The following is a 22,425-nucleotide window of genomic DNA, read 5'->3' as shown; positions in this document are numbered from 1 at the left end:
CCCGCTTCCGGGATATTGGAGAGCAGGCCGCCGAAGCCAATCGGCAGCAACAACAACGGCTCGAACTTCTTCGCAATCGCCAGCCACAGCAGCAGGCTGACCAGCAGCATGATGGCCTGGCCTGCGCCAAGGTGCATCAGTCCCATGCCCTGAAGCAGGGCGTTCAGACTTTCCATTTCAGTTCTCCGTTACGCCAGCGTCATCAGGGTGTCGCCGACGGAAACCGCGTCCCCGGACTTCACCGCGATACCGCGTACCGTCCCGGCCTGCGCGGCGCGGATTTCGGTTTCCATCTTCATGGCTTCCAGAATCAGCAGCACGTCGCCTTCGGCCACGCTCTGGCCTTCGGTGGCAATCACCTTCCAGATGTTACCCGCCAGCGGCGCGGTGACCGGTGTGCCTGCGCCTGCCGGGGCGGCAGCCTGAACCGGTGCGGAAGACGGGGTGGCAGCAGTGAGCTGGCTGATATCGCCGCCGTCGCTGACTTTGACCACAAAGGCTTTGCCTTCCACTTCCACGGTGTAGACGCCGGAGGCGGCAGGCTTCTCTGCTTTTGCCACCGGCTGCGCGGCTTCCGCCTGCGGCAGTGGCTCAAACGCCGCCGGGTTGTGGCGGTTCTCAAGGAATTTGAGGCCGATTTGCGGGAACAGCGCCACGGTGAGCACGTCGTCGATGGCGTTTCCCGCAAGCTGAATGCCCTTCTCCTGCGCCTGGCGCCTGACGTCCGCTTCCAGTTCAGCCAGTTCCGGCTTCAGCAGGTCCGCCGGGCGGCAGGTCACCGGGGCAGCCCCTTCCAGCACGCGGGCCTGCAGTGCCGCGTTCACCGGCACCGGCGTGTGGCCGTACTCGCCCTTCAGTATCCCGGCGGTTTCCTTCGCGATGGTTTTGTAGCGCTCGCCGGTCAGGACGTTGAGCACCGCCTGGGTGCCGACAATCTGCGAGGTCGGGGTGACCAGCGGGATGAAGCCGAGGTCCTCGCGCACGCGGGGGATTTCCGCCAGCACCTGGTCGAGTTTGTCCGCCGCGTTCTGCTGCTTCAGCTGGCTTTCGAGGTTGGTGAGCATTCCGCCCGGTACCTGGGCCACCAGAATACGGCTGTCGTAGCCCTTCAGCTGGCCTTCAAAGGCGTGATACTTTTTGCGCACCTCGCGGAAGTACGCGGCGATGTTTTCCAGCTTCAGGATATCCAGCCCGGTGTCGTGCTCAGTACCTGCCAACGTCGCCACCAGCGCTTCGGTGGCCGGGTGGCCGTAGGTGGCGCTCATGGAGGAAATCGCCGTGTCCACGCCGTCAACACCCGCCTCGATAGCCTTCAGCAGGGCCATCTCCGCCATCCCGGTGGTGGCGTGGCAGTGCAGGTGCAGGCGCACGTCATAGCGTTTTTTGATTTCGCTGACCAGGTCATACGCCGCCACTGGCGTCAGGATACCGGACATATCCTTGATGGCGATGGAATCGACGCCGGTTTCCAGCAGTTGCTCCGTTAAATCCAGCCAGGTCTGCAGGGTGTGCGCCGGGCTGGTGGTGTACGAGAGCGTGCCCTGGGCGTGCGCGCCGTGGCTGCGCACCGCCTGCAGTGCGGCTTTCATATTGCGCGGGTCGTTCATGGCATCGAAGACGCGGAACACGTCCATGCCGTTTTTCACCGCGCGTTCGACGAAGCGTTCCACCACGTCATCGGCGTAGTGGCGGTAGCCGAGCAGGTTCTGGCCGCGCAGCAACATCTGCAGCGGGGTTTTGGGCATGGCTTTTTTGAGTTCGCGCAGGCGCAGCCACGGGTCTTCGCCGAGAAAGCGGATACAGGCGTCAAAGGTGGCGCCGCCCCAGCACTCCAGCGAGCCGTAGCCCACGTCATCGAGCGCGGCGGCAATCGGCAGCATGTCATCAAGGCGCAGGCGGGTGGCGAACAGAGACTGGTGGGCGTCACGCAGGACGACATCGGTAATGGCAATGGTCATGGATTCCTCCGGGAATTAAGGGTTAAGGCGGCGATGGTGGTGGATAGCGGCGGCAATCACCGGCTTGAGGCGGGCAAAGTCGTCCGCGGGCACGGCGGCGGCAGGTGCCAGTTTTGGCGCCGGAGCCGGTTCAGGGAAGAAACGGTTGACGGCGGCGGACATGCCGCGAATGGCGAAAATCAGCAGGAACAGAAACGCCAGTACGAACCCCATGCCGAGGAACATCAGAGTGAAGCCTTCACCTAATAGCACCGAACTATTCATAATAAAGTCTCAAATTTAATAATCTAAAATAGAAAAGTAATATCAGGCATTAATAGAAGGGATAAAATATCGGTAGTAAAATCATACTAACGATAAAACAAACCAAACTAATCGCCAATCCGGGTTTTAAAAAATCTTTAAATTTAACATTCCCCGGGCCAATAATCATTGAGTTTGCTGGAATAGCCATTGGGGTACAAACAGCAACACTACTCGCAATAAAAACAGCAATAACAACTGCACGAGGGTCTGCGCCAATAGACTGTGCGATAGTCCATCCTACCGGGCATAACAACGTACATGCTGCAGTGTTACTCATAACTTGAGTCAAAGCCCATGTAAGTATCCACAATGACGCCATAATAATCATAACGCCAGAATCTCCGGTTACTGAAATAACGGCATTAGCAATCATTTCTCCAGCACCAGTAGAATTAAGCGCGGCTCCTAAAGGCATCATAAACGCAAGCATGAAAACAGTTAGCGTTTCAAAAGAATTAAAAGTTTCCTTTTGTGTCAAAACGCCAGCAAATACAAGAACAATAGCCGCACAACACGCAATAATATGCATTGGAGGCAGAAACTTAATATAATCAGTTGCCACCATTCCAGCGATAGCCAGGATAAAAACGGCTAAAGTTAAATTTCTATGCCAGGCCGGAATTTGGCTATAATCCATTTGAGAATCAGATTGTGTATTTCCCTCACGATCTGCGATGAGTTTTGAACCGAAGAAATAGAGAAATATAGAGCATGCAATCAGCAAAGGAATACCAATTTTAGCGTATTCGAAAAATGGCACCGACAGACTTCCCTTACTAAAAGTTTCAATAGTATTTTTAGCAATCAGATTTCCTGGCGAACCGATAATAGAAATATCAGCACCGATTGTTGCCCCAAAAACCAGAGGCATAAGAAGTTTAATAGGCTTAATCTGACTACTGGCGGCAATACCTAAAACAATAGGAATTAGCACAGCAACTGTTCCGCTATTAGAAACAAAGGCAGACATAACTCCACCAATAAGAAAAATCAATACACTAAGGCTTCTTTCTGTTTTAGCATATTTTAGTAAAATTTTACTTGATTGCCATGCCAAACCTGTTTTAAAAAATGCCGCACCGAGTACACACATGGCGACGATAAGAATAACATTCGCATTTACGATTGAAGCAAAAATATCCTTAGCATCGATAACACCGGTAAAATAAAGTGCCATTGGGACCATAAATGCAACTAATCCCATAGGAAGACGATCGCTAACAAAGATAATTATTGCAACCACTAAAACCAACAAAGTAATAATCGCTGGTGACATGTATACGTCCTTATATTATTAGGGTACAAAAACAACTCATTACAGTCATGAATACAACTGCAACAAGCATAAATCACATGTTATACTAAAATTACATCTAATTAATTTCTATTGAGAAAGAATACACTCACATAAATAACAACACTTACCCGACAAAGGCATAACATATTCTTACTGCTTTTGTTTCTGTTTAATCAAATAATTTCCTCTTAAAATCTGTCTGTGTATAATGCTACTTATATAAATGAAACTCATCCAATGCTAATAAGGTTGCAGCTTATGCAATATCGGCATCACCTCGAACTAACATGGCTCGAAGACTGTCTGGCTCTAAAAGAAACGTTGAATTTCTCAAAAGCGTCTGCCTCAAGATATGTGACTCAACCCGCATTTAGTCGTCGGATACAATCTCTCGAAGAATGGGTGGGTACGCCCCTTTTTGAAAGAAGTAAACGGGGAGTCACCCTTACCAAGGCCGGAGAAGTATTTACAGACCAGCTTCCCGAACTGATCCACTCCTTGTACACATTGAAAAGTGATACCCTTGAGGCCGCAGGTAATAAACAACCTAGTCTTGTTTTTTCAGCAACGCATGCTTTGTCTTTCTCTTTTGTACCGCATTTGTTAAAACAGAGTGATAAAATTGCAAAATTTGGTTCATTTCGTCTTTTATCTGACTCATTGAATGCGTGCGAAAAAATGATGCGGCAGGGAGATTCACAATTTTTGCTGTGTCACCATCACCCACATATGCATCTAAATTTAAATAAAAATAACTTTATGAGCATTCGTCTTGGGTTTGATACATTAATTCCATTCAGTAAACCAGACTCAGAAACGTTAAAACCGTTGTGGAATATAAATAATAAGATTCAATTCCCTTACCTTTCTTTTTCATCACAATCAGGTCTGGGAAGAATAATAGCAAATACAGCTTCTATTAACAGAATTACCCATAATATAAATGTTGCCTTTGTGGCCGATCTGGCAGCAACACTATTGGCAATGGTCAGATCTGGCGATGGTGTTGCCTGGATACCTCAAAGCCTTGCCAGGCAAGATATAGAGGCTAAAACTATTGTTACTGCAGCGGAAAAAGAAAGCAATTTATGGGTACCCATAGAAATAAGACTTTATAGACCAGCCAAGAGAATGCCTCCAGATGCCGAAGAGCTATGGGAAATTTTTGTTGAAGAACAAATATAATTATTTAATTGTAAAATGTTCTTTAATATAATCCTCAATGAATTTAATTAACGCTCTGGTTGCATATGATAAATATTTATCTTTCTTCCAGGCCAAACCAATCGTAACATAAGTCGGCTCAGTCATGGCCTTGGTTATTACTTTTTCGGCTTTAAGATCGACAGCGTCCAAAATGAAAGAAATTCCTTCATTTTTAGCAACCAGATCTATGTTGGTTTGAATCCTGTTTGATGATAGAAAAATATGTGTATGAATTCCTCGCTTTGTACATTCTTCAATAATCGTTTTTCTATGCCAGGAATCTTTTTTCATTAGTATCAATGGCTCATATTGTAGATCTTCCCAATCGATACTATCCTTTTTTGCCAGAGGATGTTTATCTGACATACATACCACGTGCTGCTGAGTCATTAATGGTACCGTAACTAATTCTTTTGGACAGTCATTAATAATAACAATAGCAAGATCCAGCTCTCCAGCAGAAAGTTTATCATGTAAACCAAAAGTCCCCTCTTCAACAAGAGAGAGTTCCATCTCTGGATAAATCTCCCGGAAATGCTTGAAGAGCGGTGAAAAAAGAAACAAACTTATCATCGGTGGGATCCCCAAAGTTACTATGCCACCATTTTCATTACGATAATCTTTCATTTCCGCTACGCTATTTTTTAACGCAATAAGGATAGGTTCAATTTTTTGTAAGAAAAACATGCCCTCCTCAGTAAGGACAAGTTTATTTTTCTTTCTGTCAAATAATGTCACCCCTAATTCAGTCTCTAACTTCTTAATAGCAATGGTGATATTAGGTTGAGAAACAAAATGCCGCTCAGCAACTCTGGTTAAGTTACCTAACAAAGAAGCGCTTACAAAATATTCTAATTGTCTAATTTCCATCTATTTTCCACTACTATAAATAAAATTTATCATTTGATAAAAATAACATATTTCCTTCCTACAATGAATACGAATATCATGAAAATGTGATCAATGGATAAAACAATGCAACATAGCACTGGAGGGAGTATGAGTCGTATATTAAATACAGAAATTATCATTCCGGTTATCGAAAAACTTGTAAAAAAAGCTTGTTATGAACTGGATGATAATCTCATGTGTTCTTTTCGTAAAGCATATGATAAAGAAGAGTCAAAGATCGGCAAGGAAACCATTAAGATATTAATTGATAATGGAGAGTATGCAAAAAAAGAACAACTTGCATGCTGCCATGATACCGGCACTTGTATCGTTATAATGGAAATTGGACAACATGTATGCTGGGAAGGTAAGCCGCTTAAAGATCAGGTGAACCAGGGTGTTCGCCAGGGCTATGAAAATGGATACTTAAGAAAATCCATGGTTGCAGATCCATTAGAACGTATTAATACTAATGATAATACTCCTGCAATTTTACATACTGAAATTGTTGATGGTGACCGAGTGACAATTACCGTTATGCCAAAGGGCGGCGGTAGCGAAAATATGGGAACTTTTAAAACATTGCTTCCCGGCGATGGTATTGATGGTATAAAAGATTTTGTTCTGGAAACTGTCCGTCGTGTAGGAGGCAATCCATGCCCTCCTTATATTATTGGTATCGGCGTTGGCGGTACAATGGATCACTGTTCGTGGATGGCGAAGAAAGCATTATTACGCCCTCTTGGTGAGTTCAATGCTAAACCACTTTATGCCCAGCTCGAAGCTGAATTATTAGAGGCCGTGAATAATACAGGGATCGGCCCTTTAGGTATGGGCGGGCGTATTACGGCGTTAGGCGTGCATGTCGATTACTATCCTTGCCATATCACTGCACTGCCAGTCGCAATCAATTTCCAATGTAATGCAAGCCGCCACGCTAGTGAAATCATTTAATACCTGGAGAAGCTATGATGGAATTAACATTACCATTGACTAAAGAGAAAGCGAAAACTCTTAAGGTCGGCGATATATTATTTCTCACTGGATTTGCTTACACCTGCCGTGACGCCGCGCATAAAAAAATCGAAGTAGCGCTTAGTAACGGAGAAAAATCACCAGTCGATTTTCAAAACCAAACGATTTACTATGCTGGCCCCTGCCCTGCCAGACCTGGTTTACCTATTGGCTCCAACGGTCCTACAACGGCCGCGCGTATGGACCCATTTGTAGAAATGATGTTTCAACAAGGGGCAACTGCGTTTCTTGGCAAAGGCGATCGTGCTGATTATGTCGCTGAGCTTTGTAAAAAATACGGTGGGGTTTCGCTACTCGGGATTGGAGGAGCGTCTGCAATTAATACAAAACATGTTAAATCAGTAGAAATTGTTGCCTACGAAGAATTAGGAACAGAATCCATTAAGAAGTTATATTTTGACCGCTATAGAGTCATTGTAGGAATTGATTCGGAAGGAAATACTCTCCAGAAGCAGGAAGTACCTAAGTACGCCAAATAATAATACATTAATATTGGTAATATCGGTCCGGTAGACTGTTACCGGACCGATATGTTTTCTATCCTGCGCTTCACCACAGGATAGAAAATAAACTTAGCCGCGACGGGCTTTTACCGCTGCCGACAACTGACGAAGCAGCGCATCGGTATCTTCCCAGCCAATACAGGCGTCAGTAATGCTTTTACCGTAGGTCAGCGGCTGACCGCTTTCCAGACTCTGGTTTCCTTCTACCAGATGACTCTCTACCATCACGCCAATAATCGCTTTTTCACCGCCCGCTATCTGCTGACAGACATCGGCGCAAACCTCCATCTGCTTTTGAAATTGCTTACAGGAGTTGGCATGGCTGAAATCGATCATGACCTGCGGCGTCAGTCCCGCTTTGGTGAGGCCTTCTTTCACCTCAGCAACATGCTGCGCGCTATAGTTTGGCGCTTTACCGCCGCGCAGAATGATATGGCAGTCGCCGTTGCCGCTGGTATTCACAATCGCCGAATGACCCCATTTAGTGACGGAGAGGAAGCAATGCGGCGCGCCGGCGGCGTTGATGGCGTCAATGGCGACTTTAATCGTGCCATCAGTACCATTTTTAAAACCGACCGGACAAGAGAGGCCAGACGCCAGTTCGCGATGAACCTGGGATTCAGTAGTCCGCGCGCCAATGGCGCCCCAGCTCATCAGATCGGCCAGATATTGCGGCGTGATCATATCGAGGAATTCGCCGGCGGCAGGCAGGCCGCTGTCGTTAATATCCAGCAGCAGTTTGCGCGCAATACGCAGACCGTCGTTAATCTGGAAGCTGTTATCCATGTGCGGATCGTTAATCAGCCCTTTCCAGCCGACGGTGGTACGCGGTTTCTCAAAATAGACGCGCATGACAATTTCAAGCTCGCCTTGAAGCTCATCGCGTAGCGCCAGCAAACGGGCGGCATACTCTTTCGCCGCTGCCGGATCATGAATTGAACAAGGACCGATCACCACCAGCAGACGATCGTCATTGCCTTTGAGAATTTTATGGATGGCTTTGCGCGCGTGAGCAACGGTATTTGCTGCATTTTCCGTGGCGGGAAACTTTTCCAGCAGCGCGACCGGAGGTAATAACTCGTTGATTTCTTTAATGCGTAAATCGTCGTTCTGATAATTCATGTTTATTCCAGTGTTGCCGTACTTATCCCAATGAATGCAATCCCTCCAATCTATCTCTTCAATTAAATAGTGTAAACGGGCTTTTACACTTTGAACGGAATAATCCTGGAATTCAGGAAAAAAACGCACAAATGTAGCGAAAAATGGGATCTAACCTACACTTTTTAACTGTAACCACTCTGTTTATGAATTATTGCAAGATTCTCTGCTGCGTTAACCCGCGGCGGCGAACGCTTTTTATCCCTTATTTGAGGATTTGACTGACACGTGCACTGTTGGAAGAGGTTATCCGACATATCCACCATAACAGGAGCATCTTATGAAAATGACAAAACTGACTACGCTTTTACTCACCGCTACCCTCGGCCTTGCCAGCGGCGCAGCGTTAGCTGCTGAATCTAACGCGCAATCCAGTAATGGCCAGGCGAACTCAGCGGCAAATGCCGGTCAGGTTGCCCCGGACGCCCGCCAGAATGTTGCGCCGAATGATGTGAATAACAACGACATCAATACCAACGGCAACACTAACAGCACGATGCAGCATCCAGACGGTTCAACCATGAATCATGACGGAATGACCAAGGATGAAGAGCATAAAAATACCATGTGTAAAGACGGTCGCTGCCCGGATATTAATAAAAAAGTGGAAACCGGTAATGGCGTCAATAATGACGTGAATACCAAAACCGACGGTACCACACAGTAATGCAGAAAAAAGTCTGATAACGGGAGAGCTTTCGCTCTCCTTTTTATTTTGTCAGCGAAAAATCAGTATGATGTCTACAGTATTGATGAGAATAACAAAGGAATGACGTTATGGCGCACTCACACTCTCATGCCGATTCACACCTGCCGAAAGATAATAATGCTCGTCGCCTGCTTTTCGCCTTTATCGTCACTGCCGGATTTATGCTCCTTGAGGTGGTGGGCGGGATACTCTCCGGCTCTCTGGCGTTGTTGGCGGATGCGGGACATATGCTCACCGACGCGGCGGCCCTTCTCTTTGCGCTGCTGGCGGTTCAATTTTCCCGTCGTCCCCCGACTGTTCGCCACACTTTTGGCTGGCTAAGACTCACCACACTGGCGGCCTTTGTGAATGCCATTGCGTTGGTGGTCATTACCCTTCTCATTGTCTGGGAAGCGATAGAGCGCTTTTACACGCCACGTCCGGTGGCGGGCAATCTGATGATGGTGATTGCGGTCGCGGGTCTGCTGGCGAACCTGTTTGCGTTCTGGATTCTCCATCGGGGAAGCGATGAAAAAAACCTGAACGTGCGCGCTGCCGCGCTACATGTGATGGGCGATTTGCTGGGTTCCGTCGGCGCAATAGTCGCCGCGCTGATCATTATCTGGACGGGCTGGACGCCAGCGGACCCGATTCTCTCTATTCTGGTTTCGGTACTGGTGCTACGCAGCGCCTGGCGTTTGTTAAAAGATAGCGTCAACGAATTGCTGGAAGGCGCGCCGGTTTCGCTGGATATTAATGCCTTACAGCGCCATTTAAGCCGGGAAATCCCCGAAGTCCGCAACGTACACCATGTGCATGTCTGGATGGTCGGCGAAAAACCGGTCATGACATTGCACGCTCAGGTCATTCCGCCACACGACCATGATGCGCTGCTGGAACGTATCCAGGATTTCCTGATGCACGAATACCATATTGCGCACGCTACGATTCAGATGGAGTATCAAGTGTGTCACGGCCCGGACTGTCATCTGAATCAGACGCCATCCGGGCATGTTCATCACCATTAACGGGAAAGCGCGCGCGATCCTCGCTCCCGCGCGCTGTTTATCCACAGGCGGCTACCGTTCACGGCGATAAATGTCAGGATCAGATATTCCAGCGACATCGCATAGACGCCCTGCAAAGCAAAAATCACCACACTGATCACGTTGATTACCACCCACAGGAGCCAGTTTTCGACATATTTGCGTGTCATCAGAATCATCGCCGCGATAGACAGTACCATCATGCAAGAGTCCCAGAACGGGAAAGCGTCCGGTTGCAGTACAGGCATTGTCACCTGTAACCCCAGCATCTGCATAATGGCAACGGCCACGCGCGTCAGGACGGCGAATACGGGATCGATATATCGCGTCATCAAACCGATAGCTATCACACATATCGCCAGCCATGCCATTGCTTTTGGCAACGGCAGCCAGCGGATTTTAAGCTCGGCTTCATTATCCTTTGTTTGCCGCGACCACGCATACCAGCCATAAATATTGGCGGCAAAGAAAAAGAGTTGCAGCAACAGGCTGGCATAAAGCTGGATCTGAAAGAAAATAATCGCAAACAGGGTGACGTTAACCAGTCCAAAAAAGTAGTTGCTGATCTTCTCCAGACTGGCAAGCCAAATACAGAGCAGGCCGGCGATGGTTCCTACCGCTTCGATCCACGAGAGATCGTACCCGCCAGCGCCAATCGGAATATGAATCAGTATGTTGTGCGTACTAAAAAAATCCATTCTCTCCCCCCAAAGATTTCCGTCTTTACGCCCGAAGTGTAGTCGCAAAATCCAGCATCCGGTTGAGGGGCAGTAACGCGCCCTCGCGTAGCGCCGCATCAACCTGTATTTCATGCGCCGCGCCTCCCTGCTCCAGCCCTTCAGCAATGGCTTTCAGGCCATTCATCGCCATCCACGGACAGTGCGCACAGCTACGGCAGGTCGCCCCCTCGCCAGCCGTGGGCGCTTCAAGCAGCTCTTTTTCAGGCACCGCCTGCTGCATTTTGTAGAAGATGCCGCGATCGGTCGCCACGATAAGCTGTCTGTGCGGCAGCGTTTTTGCCGCCTTAATAAGCTGACTGGTGGAGCCCACCGCATCGGCCATCTCGACAATGGACTGCGGCGATTCAGGGTGAACCAGAAGAGCGGCATCGGGATAGATTTTTTTTAAACGGGTCAGCGCCTGGGTTTTAAACTCGTCATGCACGATACACGCCCCTTGCCAACACAGTACATCGGCCCCGGTCTGTTTTTGCACGTAATTCCCCAGGTGTCTGTCCGGCGCCCAGATAATTTTTTCCCCCAAACTATCCAGATGCTCAATCAGTTCTACGGCGATACTGGAGGTCACAACCCAGTCCGCACGCGCTTTAACAGCAGCCGAGGTGTTAGCATAGACCACTACGGTTCTGTCAGGGTGCGCATCACAAAAAGCGCTAAATTCGTCTATTGGGCAGCCTAAATCCAGCGAACATTCCGCCGCCAGCGTAGGCATAAGAATGTTTTTTTCCGGGCTGAGGATTTTGGCGGTTTCCCCCATAAACCGTACGCCCGCTACCAGCAGCGTGGATGCGGCGTGCTTCGCGCCGAAACGGGCCATTTCCAGTGAGTCGGAAATACAGCCGCCGGTTTCTTCTGCTAACTGTTGAATTTCCGGATCGGTGTAGTAGTGCGCCACCATGACGGCATTGCGCTCTTTGAGCAACCGCTTGATTTTCTCACGATAAAATTGCTTTTCGTCGTCGTTCAACGGCGTTGGTTTCGGCGGGAACGGGTAGATTGCGGCTTGTGGGTCAAACATTACGCTCATCGTGGCTTCTCGTTTTGCTGACTTAACGAAATAACCGAATGAAAGCGTAATAAACGCCACAATCGGTTAATTTGTTTTATATGCTAAACAAGATAGCTGATTCAATAAGGAAAGTCACAATAATTACGTAGCCCCGTATCTGATGGCGGCGTAACGTCTTATCTGGCCTACGTGAGCGGTGCCGTCTGTAGGCCTGATAAGCGCAGCGCATCAGGCAAGACCCAAACCTGCGGCAGGTTCGAATCTTCCATATTGCAGATAGCAAAAAGGCGCCGCCAGCGCCCTCTTTTACATTGATGGGTCGTGCAGGATGACTCGCTTCGCTCGCCCTTCGGGCCGTCGCCGTAAACGGCTCCGTTGTCTCACTGCGTTCGACCCGAACCTGCGGCAGGTTCGAATCTTCCATATCGCAGATAGCAAAAAAGCGCCTTTAGGGCGCTTTTTTACATTGGTGGGTCGTGCAGGATGACTCGGCTTCGCCTCGCCCTACGGGCCGTTGCTGACGCAACGTTATCCTTCACGTTCAACATCTGAGTTTGATGTTAAATTGGTGGGTCGTGCAGGATTCGAACCTGCGACCAATTGATTAAAAGTCAACTGCTCTACCAACTGAGCTAACGACCCCTTGGATAAGGGTTACTGCTTCAATCATTCAGGATGGTGGGTCGTGCAGGATGACTCGGCTTCGCCTCGCCCTTCGGGCCGTTGCTAAAGCAACGTTATCCTTCACGTTCTCTACCAGTTACCACCTTGTATATTGGTGGGTCGTGCAGGATTCGAACCTGCGACCAATTGATTAAAAGTCAACTGCTCTACCAACTGAGCTAACGACCCATACGGGTGCTGCCTGAAAGATTTTACTCGGACCATCTAAAGATGGTGGGTCGTGCAGGATGACTCGGCTTCGCCTCGCCCTACAGGTTGCTGACGCAACGTTATCCTTCACGTTCAACATCTGAGTTTGATGTTAAATTGGTGGGTCGTGCAGGATTCGAACCTGCGACCAATTGATTAAAAGTCAACTGCTCTACCAACTGAGCTAACGACCCGAGTGGTGGGTGATGACGGGATCGAACCGCCGACCCCCTCCTTGTAAGGGAGGTGCTCTCCCAGCTGAGCTAATCACCCGATACTACGCTGGATATTACTGACTAACCGTAGTTAGTGGTGGGTTGTGCAGGATGACTCGGCTTTGCCTCGCCCTACGGGCCGTTGCTGACGCAACGTTATCCTTCACGTTTTATTCTCGTTTCCACCGAACGATTGGTGGGTCGTGCAGGATTCGAACCTGCGACCAATTGATTAAAAGTCAACTGCTCTACCAACTGAGCTAACGACCCACTTTTGCGTTGCTTTCGAGTTGTTTAATATCCCGTGGCAACGGCGGCATATATTACTGATTTCAGATTTGAGCGCAACAAAAATTTCGACGCAGAGGGCTCAACTGCTTAGGAATCGCACGACGCGACCAGAAAAAAGGCGTTTTCTGGTCGCATGGTACGCATTACATCGCGTTAAGACGCTTTTGCGCCTGTTTCGCGCCATCAGTGCCAGGATATTTGTTAATCACCTGCTGATAAACCGCTTTCGCTTTTGCCGTATCACCTTTGTCCTGCATGATAACGCCAACTTTGTACATCGCGTCCGCAGCCTTCGGCGACTTAGGATAGTTTTTTACTACCGAGGCGAAATAATAGGCGGCATCATCTTTTTTACCCTTGTTGTAATTCAACTGGCCCAGCCAATAATTGGCGTTCGGCTGATAAGTAGAATCAGGGTATTTCTTGATGAAGTTCTGAAACGCCACAATCGCATCATCCTGGCGAGACTTATCCTGCACCAGCGCAATTGCCGCATTGTAATCGGTATTCGCATCGCCACTTTGTACCGGCGCCCCTGAGGTTGCCGTACCGGCATCCGGGGCGGGGGTCGCAGTGGTTGCCGTCCCGCTCTGGTCACCAGCTGCTGGCTGCGCTGCGCCGCCATTATTTAAGCTCCCCAGCTGCAGCATAATTTGCTTCTGGCGCTCCATCACCTGATTCAGTTGATACTGATTTTCCTGGATTTGGCCGCGCAAAGAATCGATATCGGACTGATTATCGGAGAGCTGCTGCTGAAGTTGGGTTAAAAGCTGGCTGTGAGCGTTAGAGATACGCTCAAGTTGAGTGACACGGTCTTCGACCGAGCCTGAGCCGACACTACTGATTGGCGCCTGAGCAAAAGCGGCCCAGGGGGCCGCTATGCCAACCAGTAACGACAGACTCAACAGGTGATGTCTGAAGTTACTGCTCATGCAATTCTCTTAGTAAACCAGTACAGCGCGACGGTTCTTAGCGTAAGCCGCTTCGTCGTGGCCCAGTACGGCAGGTTTCTCTTTACCGTAAGAAACGATGGAGATCTGGTCAGCGGAAACGCCTTTACCCTGCAGGTACATTTTAACGGCGTTAGCACGACGTTCGCCCAGGGAGATGTTGTACTCAGGCGTACCACGTTCGTCCGCGTGACCTTCTACGGTGACTTTGTAAGACGGGTTGCTACGCAGGAAGTTAGCGTGCGCATCCAGCATTGCCGCGAAGTCAGAACGGATATCGTACTTGTCGAGATCGAAGTAAACGATGTTGTTCTGTTGCAGCTGCTGCATCTGCAGACGCGCTTGCTCTTCAGATGACATGTTGCCGTTGCCGTTAGCGTCCATACCAGTGCCGGCGCCGTTCAGCATGCCGCCTTCGCTACCGTCATTGCTGGCGTTCTTGTTGGAAGAACATGCCGCGATTGCCATAACAGGCAGGGCAATCATCAGGCCCTTCAGCACTTTGTTCAGTTGCATTTCTTTAATTCCTTTAGTAATCAATTAATTATTATCACAGATACGGCGACCAGGCAGGCGATTTCACCTGACCATCAGTTGCCGGAAGACGCGCTTTGAAACGCCCATCTGTAGAAACCAAATTCAGCACAGATCCCATCCCCTGAGAAGAGCTGTAGATTACCATCGTGCCGTTAGGTGCCAGACTTGGCGTTTCATCCAGGAACGTTGACGACAGAACCTGTACGCCACCCGTCACCAGATCTTGTTTGGCAATGTGCTGCTGCCCGTTATTTGAGCTTACCATTACCATAAATTTACCGTCGCTGCTGACATCCGCATCCTGGTTTTGCGAACCTTCCCAGGTAATACGCTGCGCCGCACCGCCGTTAATGTTCATTTTATACACTTGCGGACGTCCAGCCTGGTCAGAAGTAAAGGCCAGAGTCTGGCTGTCCGGGAACCAGGTCGGCTCCGTATTGTTGCTACGCCCGTCCGTTATCTGACGAATCTGGCCGGAGGCGAGATCCATAACGTACAGGTTCAGACTTCCGGTTTTCGATAACGCGAACGCCAGTTTCGTCCCATCCGGCGAGAAGGCCGGCGCGCCGTTGTGACGCGGGAAGGACGCAACCTGACGCACTGCGCCGTTTGCCAGCGTCTGGATAACCAGCGCGGAGCGACCGCTTTCAAATGTCACGTAAGCCAGTTTTGAGCCGTCCGGAGACCACGCCGGAGACATCAACGGCTGCGGAGAACGGTGCACCACAAACTGATTGTAACCATCGTAATCCGACACACGCAGTTCATACGGGAACTGACCGCCGTTAGTCTGTACCACATAGGCGATACGAGTACGGAACGCGCCCTTAATGCCCGTCAGTTTTTCAAAGACTTCGTCACTGGCGGTATGGCCTGCATAACGCAGCCACTGCTTGTTCACTTTATAAGAGTTTTGCGCCAGTACAGTCCCCGGCGCGCCGCCAGTGTCAACCAGCTGATAAGCAACATTGTAGGAACCGTCCGGATTCGGCGTGACCTGCCCAACGACGACGGCATCAATACCCAGCGCAGACCATGCGGTAGGCTGAACTTCCTGAGCGGTGGCTGGCTGCTGCGGCAGTCGGGACCGGTCTAACGGATTAAATTTACCGCTATTGCGTAAATCTGCCGCCACGATGCCGCCGATATCTTCAGGCGCAGCGCCCGGCCCGGCCCATTTAAAAGGCACAACGCCAATCGGTCGCGCCGAGTCCACCCCCTGGGTGATCTCGATACGGACTTCTGCGTGCAGCACCGCCGCCCACAGCATCAGAAAACCAAATGCTACTCGTAATGCCTGCTTCATCATATCTCCCATACCTGGGCCTGCGACCCACGATAATTTAGCAGAATGTTAACAAACTCAAATACACAAAACCACCAGGACCAGTAACAACTCAACCGCTCCAACTTCCATAAAGAAAAGTATCTACAGTTTAAAGTCTAGTTTGGCATCCTTTATTTTCTCATAAACAGCCTGGCTTGGCGGTTTAGGAATTTTCGCGGTTTTTGCCGCCATTAACGCCGCCTGACAAAGCGCCGGATCGCCGCCCTCAGACGTAATGCTTTTTAATGAGCCATCCGGCGCCAGGCTAATATGCAAGACACATTGTTTGCCCTGATACAGGCTCGCATCATACAGACGGCTCTGAATGGCGACCTGAATCTGTTTCGCGTAGGCGCTGATATCAGCGCCTGTCGCCCCACCGTTAGCGCCCGATGTACCGCTATCTTTCGATGGCTGGCCATTCCCTTTCGCGCCGCCGCCGCCGGTTTTCGGCGCATTCTTACCCGAGCTGAGATCGCCAAGCAGATCGTCGACGCCTTCTGCGGCGGCCGCTTTTTCGGCAGCCGCTTTCTTCTTAGCGTCCGCCGCTGCTTTCGCCGCCGCGGCATCCGCTTTCTTCTTCGCCTCCGCCGCCGCTTTCGCCGCCTCGGCATCCGCTTTCTTCTTCGCCTCCGCCGCTGCTTTCGCCGCTTCGGCTTCCGCTTTCTTCTTCGCCTCCGCCGCTGCTTTCGCCGCTTCGGCCTCTGCTTTCTTCTTCGCGTCCGCCGCTGCTTTCGCCGCTTCGGCTTCCGCTTTCTTCTTCGCGTCCGCTGCCGCTTTTACCGCCTCGGCCTCTGCTTTCTTCTTCGCGTCCGCCGCCGCTTTCGCCGCCTCGGCCTCCGCTTTCTTCTTCGCGTCCGCCGCCGCTTTCGCCGCTTCTTCGGCCTGTTGCTGCTGCTGTTGCGCCAGTTTTGCCGCTTCTTCAGCCTGCTTTTGCTGCTCCTGAGCCGCTAAACGTTCTTTCTCAAGTTGTTTCAACCGCTCCTGTTCGGCAGCCTGCTTCTGCTGCAGCTCCTCTGCTTGCTGCTGTTGCAGCTTTTTACGCTCTTCTTCCGCGCGTCTGGCGCTGGCCTGTTGATCCTGCTGACGGTTGTACTGCTGCACAACGGCGCCAGGATCGACCATCACCGCGTCGATAGCGGAACCACCGCCGCCGCCGGCAGAAGCCTCTATATGCTCATCAAACGAACTCCAGATCAGCACTGCAAATAAGATGATATGCAGCACAGCTGAAATAATTATCGCCCGTTTGAGCTTGTCGTTTTGTTCGGTTGCCTTTGACACTCTCGGTTCCCAAAAAACTGTTCGCCTGTTACTCGCCGTCTTTCAAGCCAACGGGACGCAGACTTCAGATTGGCTGCGTCATTAAGCCAACCGATTTTACGCCCGCGCTGTGTAACAAGTTCAGCGCTTTAATTATTTCATCGTACGGCACCTCTTTCGCGCCGCCGATTAAAAAGACTGTTTTCGGATTAGCCTGCAGATGACGCTTTACTTCTGCGATCACCTGTTCAGACGGCAGTTGATCCATTCGATCTTTATCAACCACTACGCTGTATTGCCCTACTCCGGAAACCTCAATAATGACCGGTGGATCGTCGTTACTACTGACCGCCTGCGACTGATTCGCCTCCGGTAAGTCGACTTCCACGCTCTGGGTAATGATCGGCGCGGTTGCCATAAAGATCAGCAGCAGCACCAACAGTACGTCGAGTAGCGGTACGATATTGATTTCGGACTTAAGTTCGCGACGACCTCGTCCACGCGTTCTGGCCATGGCTTACCCCTTGTTGCTTTCGCTTACGGTAAACGCCTGGCGGTGCAGAATCGCGGTGAACTCTTCCATAAAGTTGTCGTAATTCAGTTCCAGCTTGTTCACGCGCTGATTCAGTCGGTTGTAAGCCATAACCGCAGGGATGGCGGCAAACAGACCAATCGCCGTGGCAATCAATGCTTCGGCAATACCCGGCGCAACCATTTGCAGAGTCGCCTGTTTCACCGCGCCCAGGGCGATAAACGCATGCATAATCCCCCATACGGTGCCAAACAGACCGATATAAGGACTGATAGAGCCTACCGTGCCAAGAAACGGGATATGCGTTTCCAGCGTTTCCAGCTCTCGGTTCATGGAGATGCGCATCGCACGCGACGCCCCCTCTACCACTGCCTCCGGCGCATGGCTGTTGGCGCGATGGAGCCGGACAAACTCTTTGAACCCGCTATAAAAGATTTGTTCCGAGCCCGACAGACTATCGCGTCTCCCCTGGCTTTCCTGGTACAGACGCGATAGTTCGATTCCGGACCAGAATTTATCTTCAAACGCTTCCGCCTCACGCGCAGCGGCGTTCAGGATACGCGTTCGCTGGATAATGATGGCCCAGGATGCTATTGAAAAACCAATCAAAATCAACATGATAAGTTTAACCAGAAGGCTTGCCTTCAGGAACAAATCAAGGATATTCATGTCAGTCACTGCTTAAACTCCGCGACAATAGACTTAGGAAGCGCACGAGGCTTCATTTTGAGTGGATCAACGCAAACAATCAGAACCTCTGCTTCATTTAGCAGCGTGTTCTCTGCGTTGACAATGCGTTGCGTGAAAACCAAAGCGGTGCCACGCATTGACGTAATTTCTGTTTGAACTTCAAGCATATCGTCGAGCCGCGCAGGCGCATAGTATTCCAGCGTCATCTTGCGCACCACAAAGGCGACCCGCTCCGCCAGCAGCACCTGTTGGCTGAAGTGATGGTGACGCAGCATCTCCGTGCGCGCTCTTTCATAAAAAGCGACATAGCTGGCGTGATAAACCACACCGCCGGCGTCCGTGTCTTCGTAATAAACTCGAATTGGCCATCGAAACATATACTTATTCATCCCTGCAGCCTCTTTGTTGGCGTCATCCGCTTGCCGCCGTAATGCCTCAAGAATGCCGTTGTATATCGCCTTGTATTCACTTTACATCCCGGTAATGCAACAAAAGTAGAGCTTTTAAACGTTGCTACTATACGCGTGGGAATGAGGCTTGGGAATGGGGGGAAGTTAAGGGAGAGTAAAAATATATGGGCTTATGCAAGCCCCTATATTTTTAAGGAGGTTTCTTATTCACAAGAAGAAGAAAATCAGGCCGACGATAAGGACGATATCCGCAAGGAGCGGACAAAAAATCCCTTGCCAGTGTACGGATTCAGGGCGAAAACCCACGCCGTGGATTATGCCTGCGCAAACCGCCCACATCAGCAATAATCCGTGCCAGATTTCAAGCGTGCTGGTCCTGGCGGCAAACCGTGACGGGTCCCAGAACATACATCCTGCCAGCACTATCGCCATCACGAAGGAAAGCGCCCTTAACGGGCGCTTGTCCATTACCGCATACAGTTTTGCGATAATATGGGTCATTAGCTTTCTTCTTGACCGGTTTTACCCGCTTCAACGTGCTCAAGCGCCAGGGCGGTAATGATCCCGAATGCACAGGCAAGAAGCGTTCCCAGAATCCATGCGAAATACCACATTTTAAGCTCCTTACTTAGTACAGAGAGTGGGTGTTGCTTTCAATATGTTCTTTAGTGATACGACCGAACATTTTCCAGTAACACCAGCTGGTGTAGATCAGAATGATCGGTACGAACACCGCCGCAACCCAGGTCATCAGGTTCAGCGTCATCTGGCTGGATGTCGCATCCCACATGGTCAGGCTGGCATTCATCATCGTGCTGGACGGCATCACAAATGGGAACATAGCGATACCCGCCGTCAGAATAATGCAGGCCAGGGTCAGCGAAGAGAACAGGAATGCCCACGCGCCTTTCTCCATACGGGAAGTCAGGATAGTCAGCAGCGGCAGAACCACGCCCAGAGCCGGAACCAACCACAGGATCGGAGCATTATTAAAGTTCACCAGCCAGGCGCCAGCTTCACGCGCCACTTCTTTAGTCAGCGGGTTAGAGGCGGCATGATGATCAATCGCGGATGTCACGACATAACCATCAATACCATACATTACCCAAACGCCCGCCAGCGCAAAGCACACTAATGTCACCAGCGCCGCAATCTGCGAGGTGGCGCGCGCGCGCAGGTGCAGTTCGCCAACGGTGCGCATTTGCAGGTAAGTCGCCCCCTGCGTGATGATCATCCCTACGCTTACGATACCCGCCAGCAGACCAAACGGGTTCAGCAACTGGAAGAAGTTACCGGTGTAGTACAGACGCAGATACTCATCTACATGGAACGGTACGCCCTGCAACAGGTTGCCAAAGGCCACGCCAATCACCAGCGGCGGCACAAAGCTACCGATGAACACGCCCCAGTCCCACATGTTGCGCCAGCGCGGGTCTTCAATCTTGGAACGGTAATCAAAACCGACCGGACGGAAGAACAAAGACGCCAGCACCAGGATCATCGCTACATAGAAACCGGAGAACGCCGCAGCGTAAACCATCGGCCAGGCAGCAAACAACGCACCGCCCGCGGTGATCAACCACACCTGGTTACCGTCCCAGTGCGGGGCGATAGAGTTAATCATAATTCGACGTTCGGTGTCGTTACGACCGAGGAAACGGGTGAGCATCCCCACCCCCATGTCGAACCCATCGGTGACAGCGAAACCAATTAGCAAAATGCCAACCAGCAGCCACCAGATAAAACGTAGTACTTCATAATCGATCATTTGACGACTCCTGTCTTAGCGTGCCGGCTGAGAAGTCACGGTGGACTGCTCAAAGTGATAGCGACCGGTTTTCAGGCTGCTTGGGCCAAGGCGTGCAAATTTGAACATCAGGAACAATTCTGCCACCAGGAACAGGGTATACAGGCCGCAAATCAGGAACATGGAGAACAGCAGATCGCCCACGGTCAGCGATGAGTTCGCCACGGCTGTCGGCAACACTTCGCCGATCGCCCACGGCTGACGACCATATTCGGCGACGAACCAACCTGCTTCAACCGCAATCCACGGCAGTGGAATACCGTACAGCGCCGCGCGCAACAGCCATTTTTTCTCACCGATGCGGTTACGAATCACGCTCCAGAAGGAAAGTGCGATGATCGCCAGCAGCAGGAAGCCGCACGCCACCATGATACGGAAAGCGAAGTACAGCGGCGCAACGCGAGGAATGGAATCTTTCGTCGCTTGCTGGATCTGCGCTTCGGTCGCGTCAGTCACATTAGGCGTATAGCGTTTCAGCAGCAGGCCGTAACCGAGATCTTTCTTCATGCTGTTAAACTGGTCGCGAACGGCCTGGTCGGTAGAACCGGCGCGCAGCTGCTCCAGCAGTTCATAGGCTTTCATCCCGTTACGGATACGCTCTTCATGCTGAACCATGAGATCTTTCAGACCAATAACCGGCGTGTCCACGGAACGCGTAGCGATAATGCCGAGCGCATAAGGGATCTGAATCGCCAGATGGTTTTCCTGTTTGTCCTGGTCAGGAATACCGAACAGGGTAAAGGAGGCCGGAGCAGGTTGCGTTTCCCATTCTGCTTCAATCGCAGCGAGCTTGGTTTTCTGCACGTCGCCCATTTCGTAACCGGATTCGTCACCGAGTACGATAACGGACAGTACGGCAGCCATACCGAAGCTGGCAGCAATAGCAAAGGAGCGTTTAGCAAAGGCGAAGTCACGACCTTTCAGCATGTAGTAAGCGCTAATACCGAGGATGAACATCGCGCCGGTGACATAGCCGGACGCCACAGTGTGAACAAATTTCACCTGTGCTACCGGGTTCAGCACCAGTTCAGAGAAGCTCACCATTTCCATACGCATGGTTTCGAAATTGAAATCCGCAGCGATTGGGTTTTGCATCCAGCCGTTCGCTACCAGAATCCACAACGCGGAGAGGTTGGACCCCAGAGCCACCAGCCAGGTGACGCACATATGCTGAACTTTACTCAGACGATCCCAGCCGAAGAAGAACAGACCTACAAAGGTGGATTCGAGGAAGAAGGCCATCAAACCTTCGATGGCCAGCGGCGCACCGAAGATGTCCCCAACATAGTGGGAGTAGTACGACCAGTTTGTCCCGAACTGGAACTCCATGGTCAAACCGGTAGCCACACCCAGAGCAAAGTTGATACCAAACAACTTGCCCCAGAACTTGGTCATATCTTTATAAATCTGTTTGCCGGAAAGGACGTATACCGTTTCCATAATGGCCAGCAGGAACGCCATACCGAGCGTTAGCGGCACAAACAGGAAGTGGTACATCGCGGTCAAGGCAAACTGTAAGCGCGACAGTTCGACTATATCTAACATCATGACTCCTTGCTCATCGCATGAAGACTCCGAGAGTGAACCCCGTTAGAAAGGGTCACACGCATGCCCCAATACAAATTTATTTGCGGCCTCTCATCGTACTATCCCCTCGGGAAGAAAACAGTAATGATGAAAAGTTACAAAC

At 50.6% G+C, this 22,425-nt stretch carries 24 protein-coding genes, 5 tRNA genes and 1 other RNA gene; 5 read left to right on the top strand and 25 right to left on the bottom strand.

All coding sequences use genetic code 11. The features are described from left to right. The 4 genes from ABVN44_RS06330 to ABVN44_RS06315 form a co-directional block, all read right to left on the bottom strand. Positions 1-176 (bottom strand): sodium ion-translocating decarboxylase subunit beta (locus ABVN44_RS06330; protein ID WP_393954250.1); only part of this gene is annotated, 176 nt, incomplete at its 3' end. 12 nt (positions 177-188) lie between these two features. After that, positions 189-1,958 (bottom strand): sodium-extruding oxaloacetate decarboxylase subunit alpha, encoded by a 1,770-nt coding sequence (oadA, locus tag ABVN44_RS06325; protein WP_048348940.1) that lies wholly within the window; start codon positions 1,956-1,958, stop codon positions 189-191. 15 nt (positions 1,959-1,973) lie between these two features. Continuing rightward, positions 1,974-2,222, bottom strand: coding sequence for an oxaloacetate decarboxylase subunit gamma (locus tag ABVN44_RS06320; RefSeq protein WP_023232566.1), 249 nt, complete (start codon positions 2,220-2,222; stop codon positions 1,974-1,976). A gap of 49 nt (positions 2,223-2,271) precedes the next feature. After that, positions 2,272-3,540, bottom strand: a complete 1,269-nt coding sequence (locus ABVN44_RS06315) for an SLC13 family permease (RefSeq protein ID WP_023232565.1) — start codon at positions 3,538-3,540, stop codon at positions 2,272-2,274. 222 nt (positions 3,541-3,762) lie between these two features. Here ABVN44_RS06315 and ABVN44_RS06310 point away from each other — a divergent pair, with 222 nt between their 5' ends. Then, positions 3,763-4,746: a LysR family transcriptional regulator gene (locus ABVN44_RS06310; RefSeq protein WP_000282119.1), complete on the top strand. Its 984-nt coding sequence runs from the start codon at positions 3,763-3,765 to the stop codon at positions 4,744-4,746. Here ABVN44_RS06310 and ABVN44_RS06305 read toward each other — a convergent pair whose 3' ends face one another. After that, on the bottom strand, positions 4,747-5,637 hold the full coding sequence (locus tag ABVN44_RS06305; protein WP_000405924.1) for a LysR family transcriptional regulator: 891 nt from the start codon (positions 5,635-5,637) through the stop codon (positions 4,747-4,749). Positions 5,638-5,766: 129 nt separating this feature from the next. On the opposite strand from ABVN44_RS06305, the gene ABVN44_RS06300 reads away from it, so the two are divergent. Next, on the top strand, positions 5,767-6,612 hold the full coding sequence (locus tag ABVN44_RS06300) for a fumarate hydratase (protein ID WP_000086831.1): 846 nt from the start codon (positions 5,767-5,769) through the stop codon (positions 6,610-6,612). A 14-nt stretch (positions 6,613-6,626) separates the two neighbouring features. Beyond that, on the top strand, positions 6,627-7,172 hold the full coding sequence (locus ABVN44_RS06295) for a FumA C-terminus/TtdB family hydratase beta subunit (protein ID WP_000970374.1): 546 nt from the start codon (positions 6,627-6,629) through the stop codon (positions 7,170-7,172). Between the two features lie 93 nt (positions 7,173-7,265). Here the strand turns inward: ABVN44_RS06295 and aroG are convergent, their stop codons facing one another. Next, positions 7,266-8,318: a 3-deoxy-7-phosphoheptulonate synthase AroG gene (aroG, locus tag ABVN44_RS06290; protein WP_001109234.1), complete on the bottom strand. Its 1,053-nt coding sequence runs from the start codon at positions 8,316-8,318 to the stop codon at positions 7,266-7,268. Between the two features lie 319 nt (positions 8,319-8,637). On the opposite strand from aroG, the gene ABVN44_RS06285 reads away from it, so the two are divergent. Together ABVN44_RS06285 and zitB are read left to right on the top strand one after the other, a co-directional pair. Continuing rightward, positions 8,638-9,024: a YbgS-like family protein gene (locus ABVN44_RS06285; RefSeq protein WP_000784380.1), complete on the top strand. Its 387-nt coding sequence runs from the start codon at positions 8,638-8,640 to the stop codon at positions 9,022-9,024. 110 nt (positions 9,025-9,134) lie between these two features. Continuing rightward, positions 9,135-10,073: a CDF family zinc transporter ZitB gene (gene zitB / locus ABVN44_RS06280; protein ID WP_000951250.1), complete on the top strand. Its 939-nt coding sequence runs from the start codon at positions 9,135-9,137 to the stop codon at positions 10,071-10,073. Here zitB and pnuC read toward each other — a convergent pair. From pnuC to cydA, 19 genes are all read right to left on the bottom strand, one after another. Further along, entirely contained in the window at positions 10,070-10,789 is a 720-nt protein-coding gene (gene pnuC, locus ABVN44_RS06275; RefSeq protein ID WP_001728872.1) for a nicotinamide riboside transporter PnuC, read from the bottom strand. The genes zitB and pnuC overlap by 4 nt on opposite strands. 25 nt (positions 10,790-10,814) lie before the next feature. Then, on the bottom strand, positions 10,815-11,858 hold the full coding sequence (nadA, locus tag ABVN44_RS06270; protein WP_023232564.1) for a quinolinate synthase NadA: 1,044 nt from the start codon (positions 11,856-11,858) through the stop codon (positions 10,815-10,817). Positions 11,859-12,152: 294 nt separating this feature from the next. Further along, positions 12,153-12,278, bottom strand: a non-coding RNA gene (locus tag ABVN44_RS06265) — RtT sRNA. A 128-nt stretch (positions 12,279-12,406) separates the two neighbouring features. Further along, positions 12,407-12,482, bottom strand: a tRNA-Lys gene (locus ABVN44_RS06260). A gap of 134 nt (positions 12,483-12,616) precedes the next feature. Beyond that, positions 12,617-12,692 (bottom strand) — tRNA-Lys (locus ABVN44_RS06255). A 139-nt stretch (positions 12,693-12,831) separates the two neighbouring features. Then, a tRNA-Lys gene (locus ABVN44_RS06250) sits at positions 12,832-12,907 on the bottom strand. 3 nt (positions 12,908-12,910) lie between these two features. After that, a tRNA-Val gene (locus ABVN44_RS06245) sits at positions 12,911-12,986 on the bottom strand. A gap of 136 nt (positions 12,987-13,122) precedes the next feature. Further along, positions 13,123-13,198, bottom strand: a tRNA-Lys gene (locus ABVN44_RS06240). 164 nt (positions 13,199-13,362) lie between these two features. Continuing rightward, positions 13,363-14,151 carry a cell division protein CpoB gene (gene cpoB / locus ABVN44_RS06235; protein WP_000097553.1) on the bottom strand — a complete coding sequence of 263 codons (789 nt, stop codon included), beginning with the start codon at positions 14,149-14,151 and terminating at the stop codon, positions 13,363-13,365. Between the two features lie 9 nt (positions 14,152-14,160). Beyond that, entirely contained in the window at positions 14,161-14,685 is a 525-nt protein-coding gene (pal, locus tag ABVN44_RS06230; protein ID WP_001176621.1) for a peptidoglycan-associated lipoprotein Pal, read from the bottom strand. Positions 14,686-14,719: 34 nt separating this feature from the next. Then, positions 14,720-16,012 (bottom strand): Tol-Pal system beta propeller repeat protein TolB, encoded by a 1,293-nt coding sequence (gene tolB / locus ABVN44_RS06225; protein ID WP_001562341.1) that lies wholly within the window; start codon positions 16,010-16,012, stop codon positions 14,720-14,722. Positions 16,013-16,135: 123 nt separating this feature from the next. Continuing rightward, positions 16,136-17,317: a cell envelope integrity protein TolA gene (gene tolA, locus ABVN44_RS06220; protein WP_048348939.1), complete on the bottom strand. Its 1,182-nt coding sequence runs from the start codon at positions 17,315-17,317 to the stop codon at positions 16,136-16,138. A 64-nt stretch (positions 17,318-17,381) separates the two neighbouring features. Beyond that, positions 17,382-17,810, bottom strand: a complete 429-nt coding sequence (gene tolR / locus ABVN44_RS06215; protein WP_000124676.1) for a colicin uptake protein TolR — start codon at positions 17,808-17,810, stop codon at positions 17,382-17,384. 3 nt (positions 17,811-17,813) lie between these two features. Further along, entirely contained in the window at positions 17,814-18,506 is a 693-nt protein-coding gene (gene tolQ / locus ABVN44_RS06210; RefSeq protein WP_000131318.1) for a Tol-Pal system protein TolQ, read from the bottom strand. Further along, a complete protein-coding gene (gene ybgC / locus ABVN44_RS06205) occupies positions 18,503-18,907 on the bottom strand; it encodes a tol-pal system-associated acyl-CoA thioesterase (protein WP_001046240.1) in 405 nt (134 codons plus the stop codon). Before ybgC ends, tolQ begins: the two co-directional genes overlap by 4 nt. A 228-nt stretch (positions 18,908-19,135) precedes the next feature. Further along, complete coding sequence (ybgE, locus tag ABVN44_RS06200; RefSeq protein WP_000148790.1) at positions 19,136-19,429, bottom strand: cyd operon protein YbgE; 294 nt, start codon at positions 19,427-19,429, stop codon at positions 19,136-19,138. Continuing rightward, the gene (gene cydX, locus ABVN44_RS06195) at positions 19,429-19,542 is read right to left on the bottom strand and encodes a cytochrome bd-I oxidase subunit CydX (RefSeq protein WP_000270278.1); all 114 of its coding nucleotides are present in this window, start codon (positions 19,540-19,542) and stop codon (positions 19,429-19,431) included. Before cydX ends, ybgE begins: the two co-directional genes overlap by 1 nt. A gap of 14 nt (positions 19,543-19,556) precedes the next feature. Then, complete coding sequence (gene cydB, locus ABVN44_RS06190) at positions 19,557-20,696, bottom strand: cytochrome d ubiquinol oxidase subunit II (protein WP_000568258.1); 1,140 nt, start codon at positions 20,694-20,696, stop codon at positions 19,557-19,559. 15 nt (positions 20,697-20,711) lie between these two features. After that, complete coding sequence (gene cydA / locus ABVN44_RS06185) at positions 20,712-22,280, bottom strand: cytochrome ubiquinol oxidase subunit I (RefSeq protein ID WP_000884369.1); 1,569 nt, start codon at positions 22,278-22,280, stop codon at positions 20,712-20,714. Positions 22,281-22,425: the final 145 nt, after the last annotated feature.

Source organism: Salmonella sp. SJTUF15570 (assembly GCF_043357055.1).
Classification (GTDB): Bacteria; Pseudomonadota; Gammaproteobacteria; order Enterobacterales; family Enterobacteriaceae; genus Salmonella; species Salmonella enterica.
Note: the sequence above shows the minus strand (reverse complement) of the source record. Positions and strands in the feature narration are given on the sequence as shown.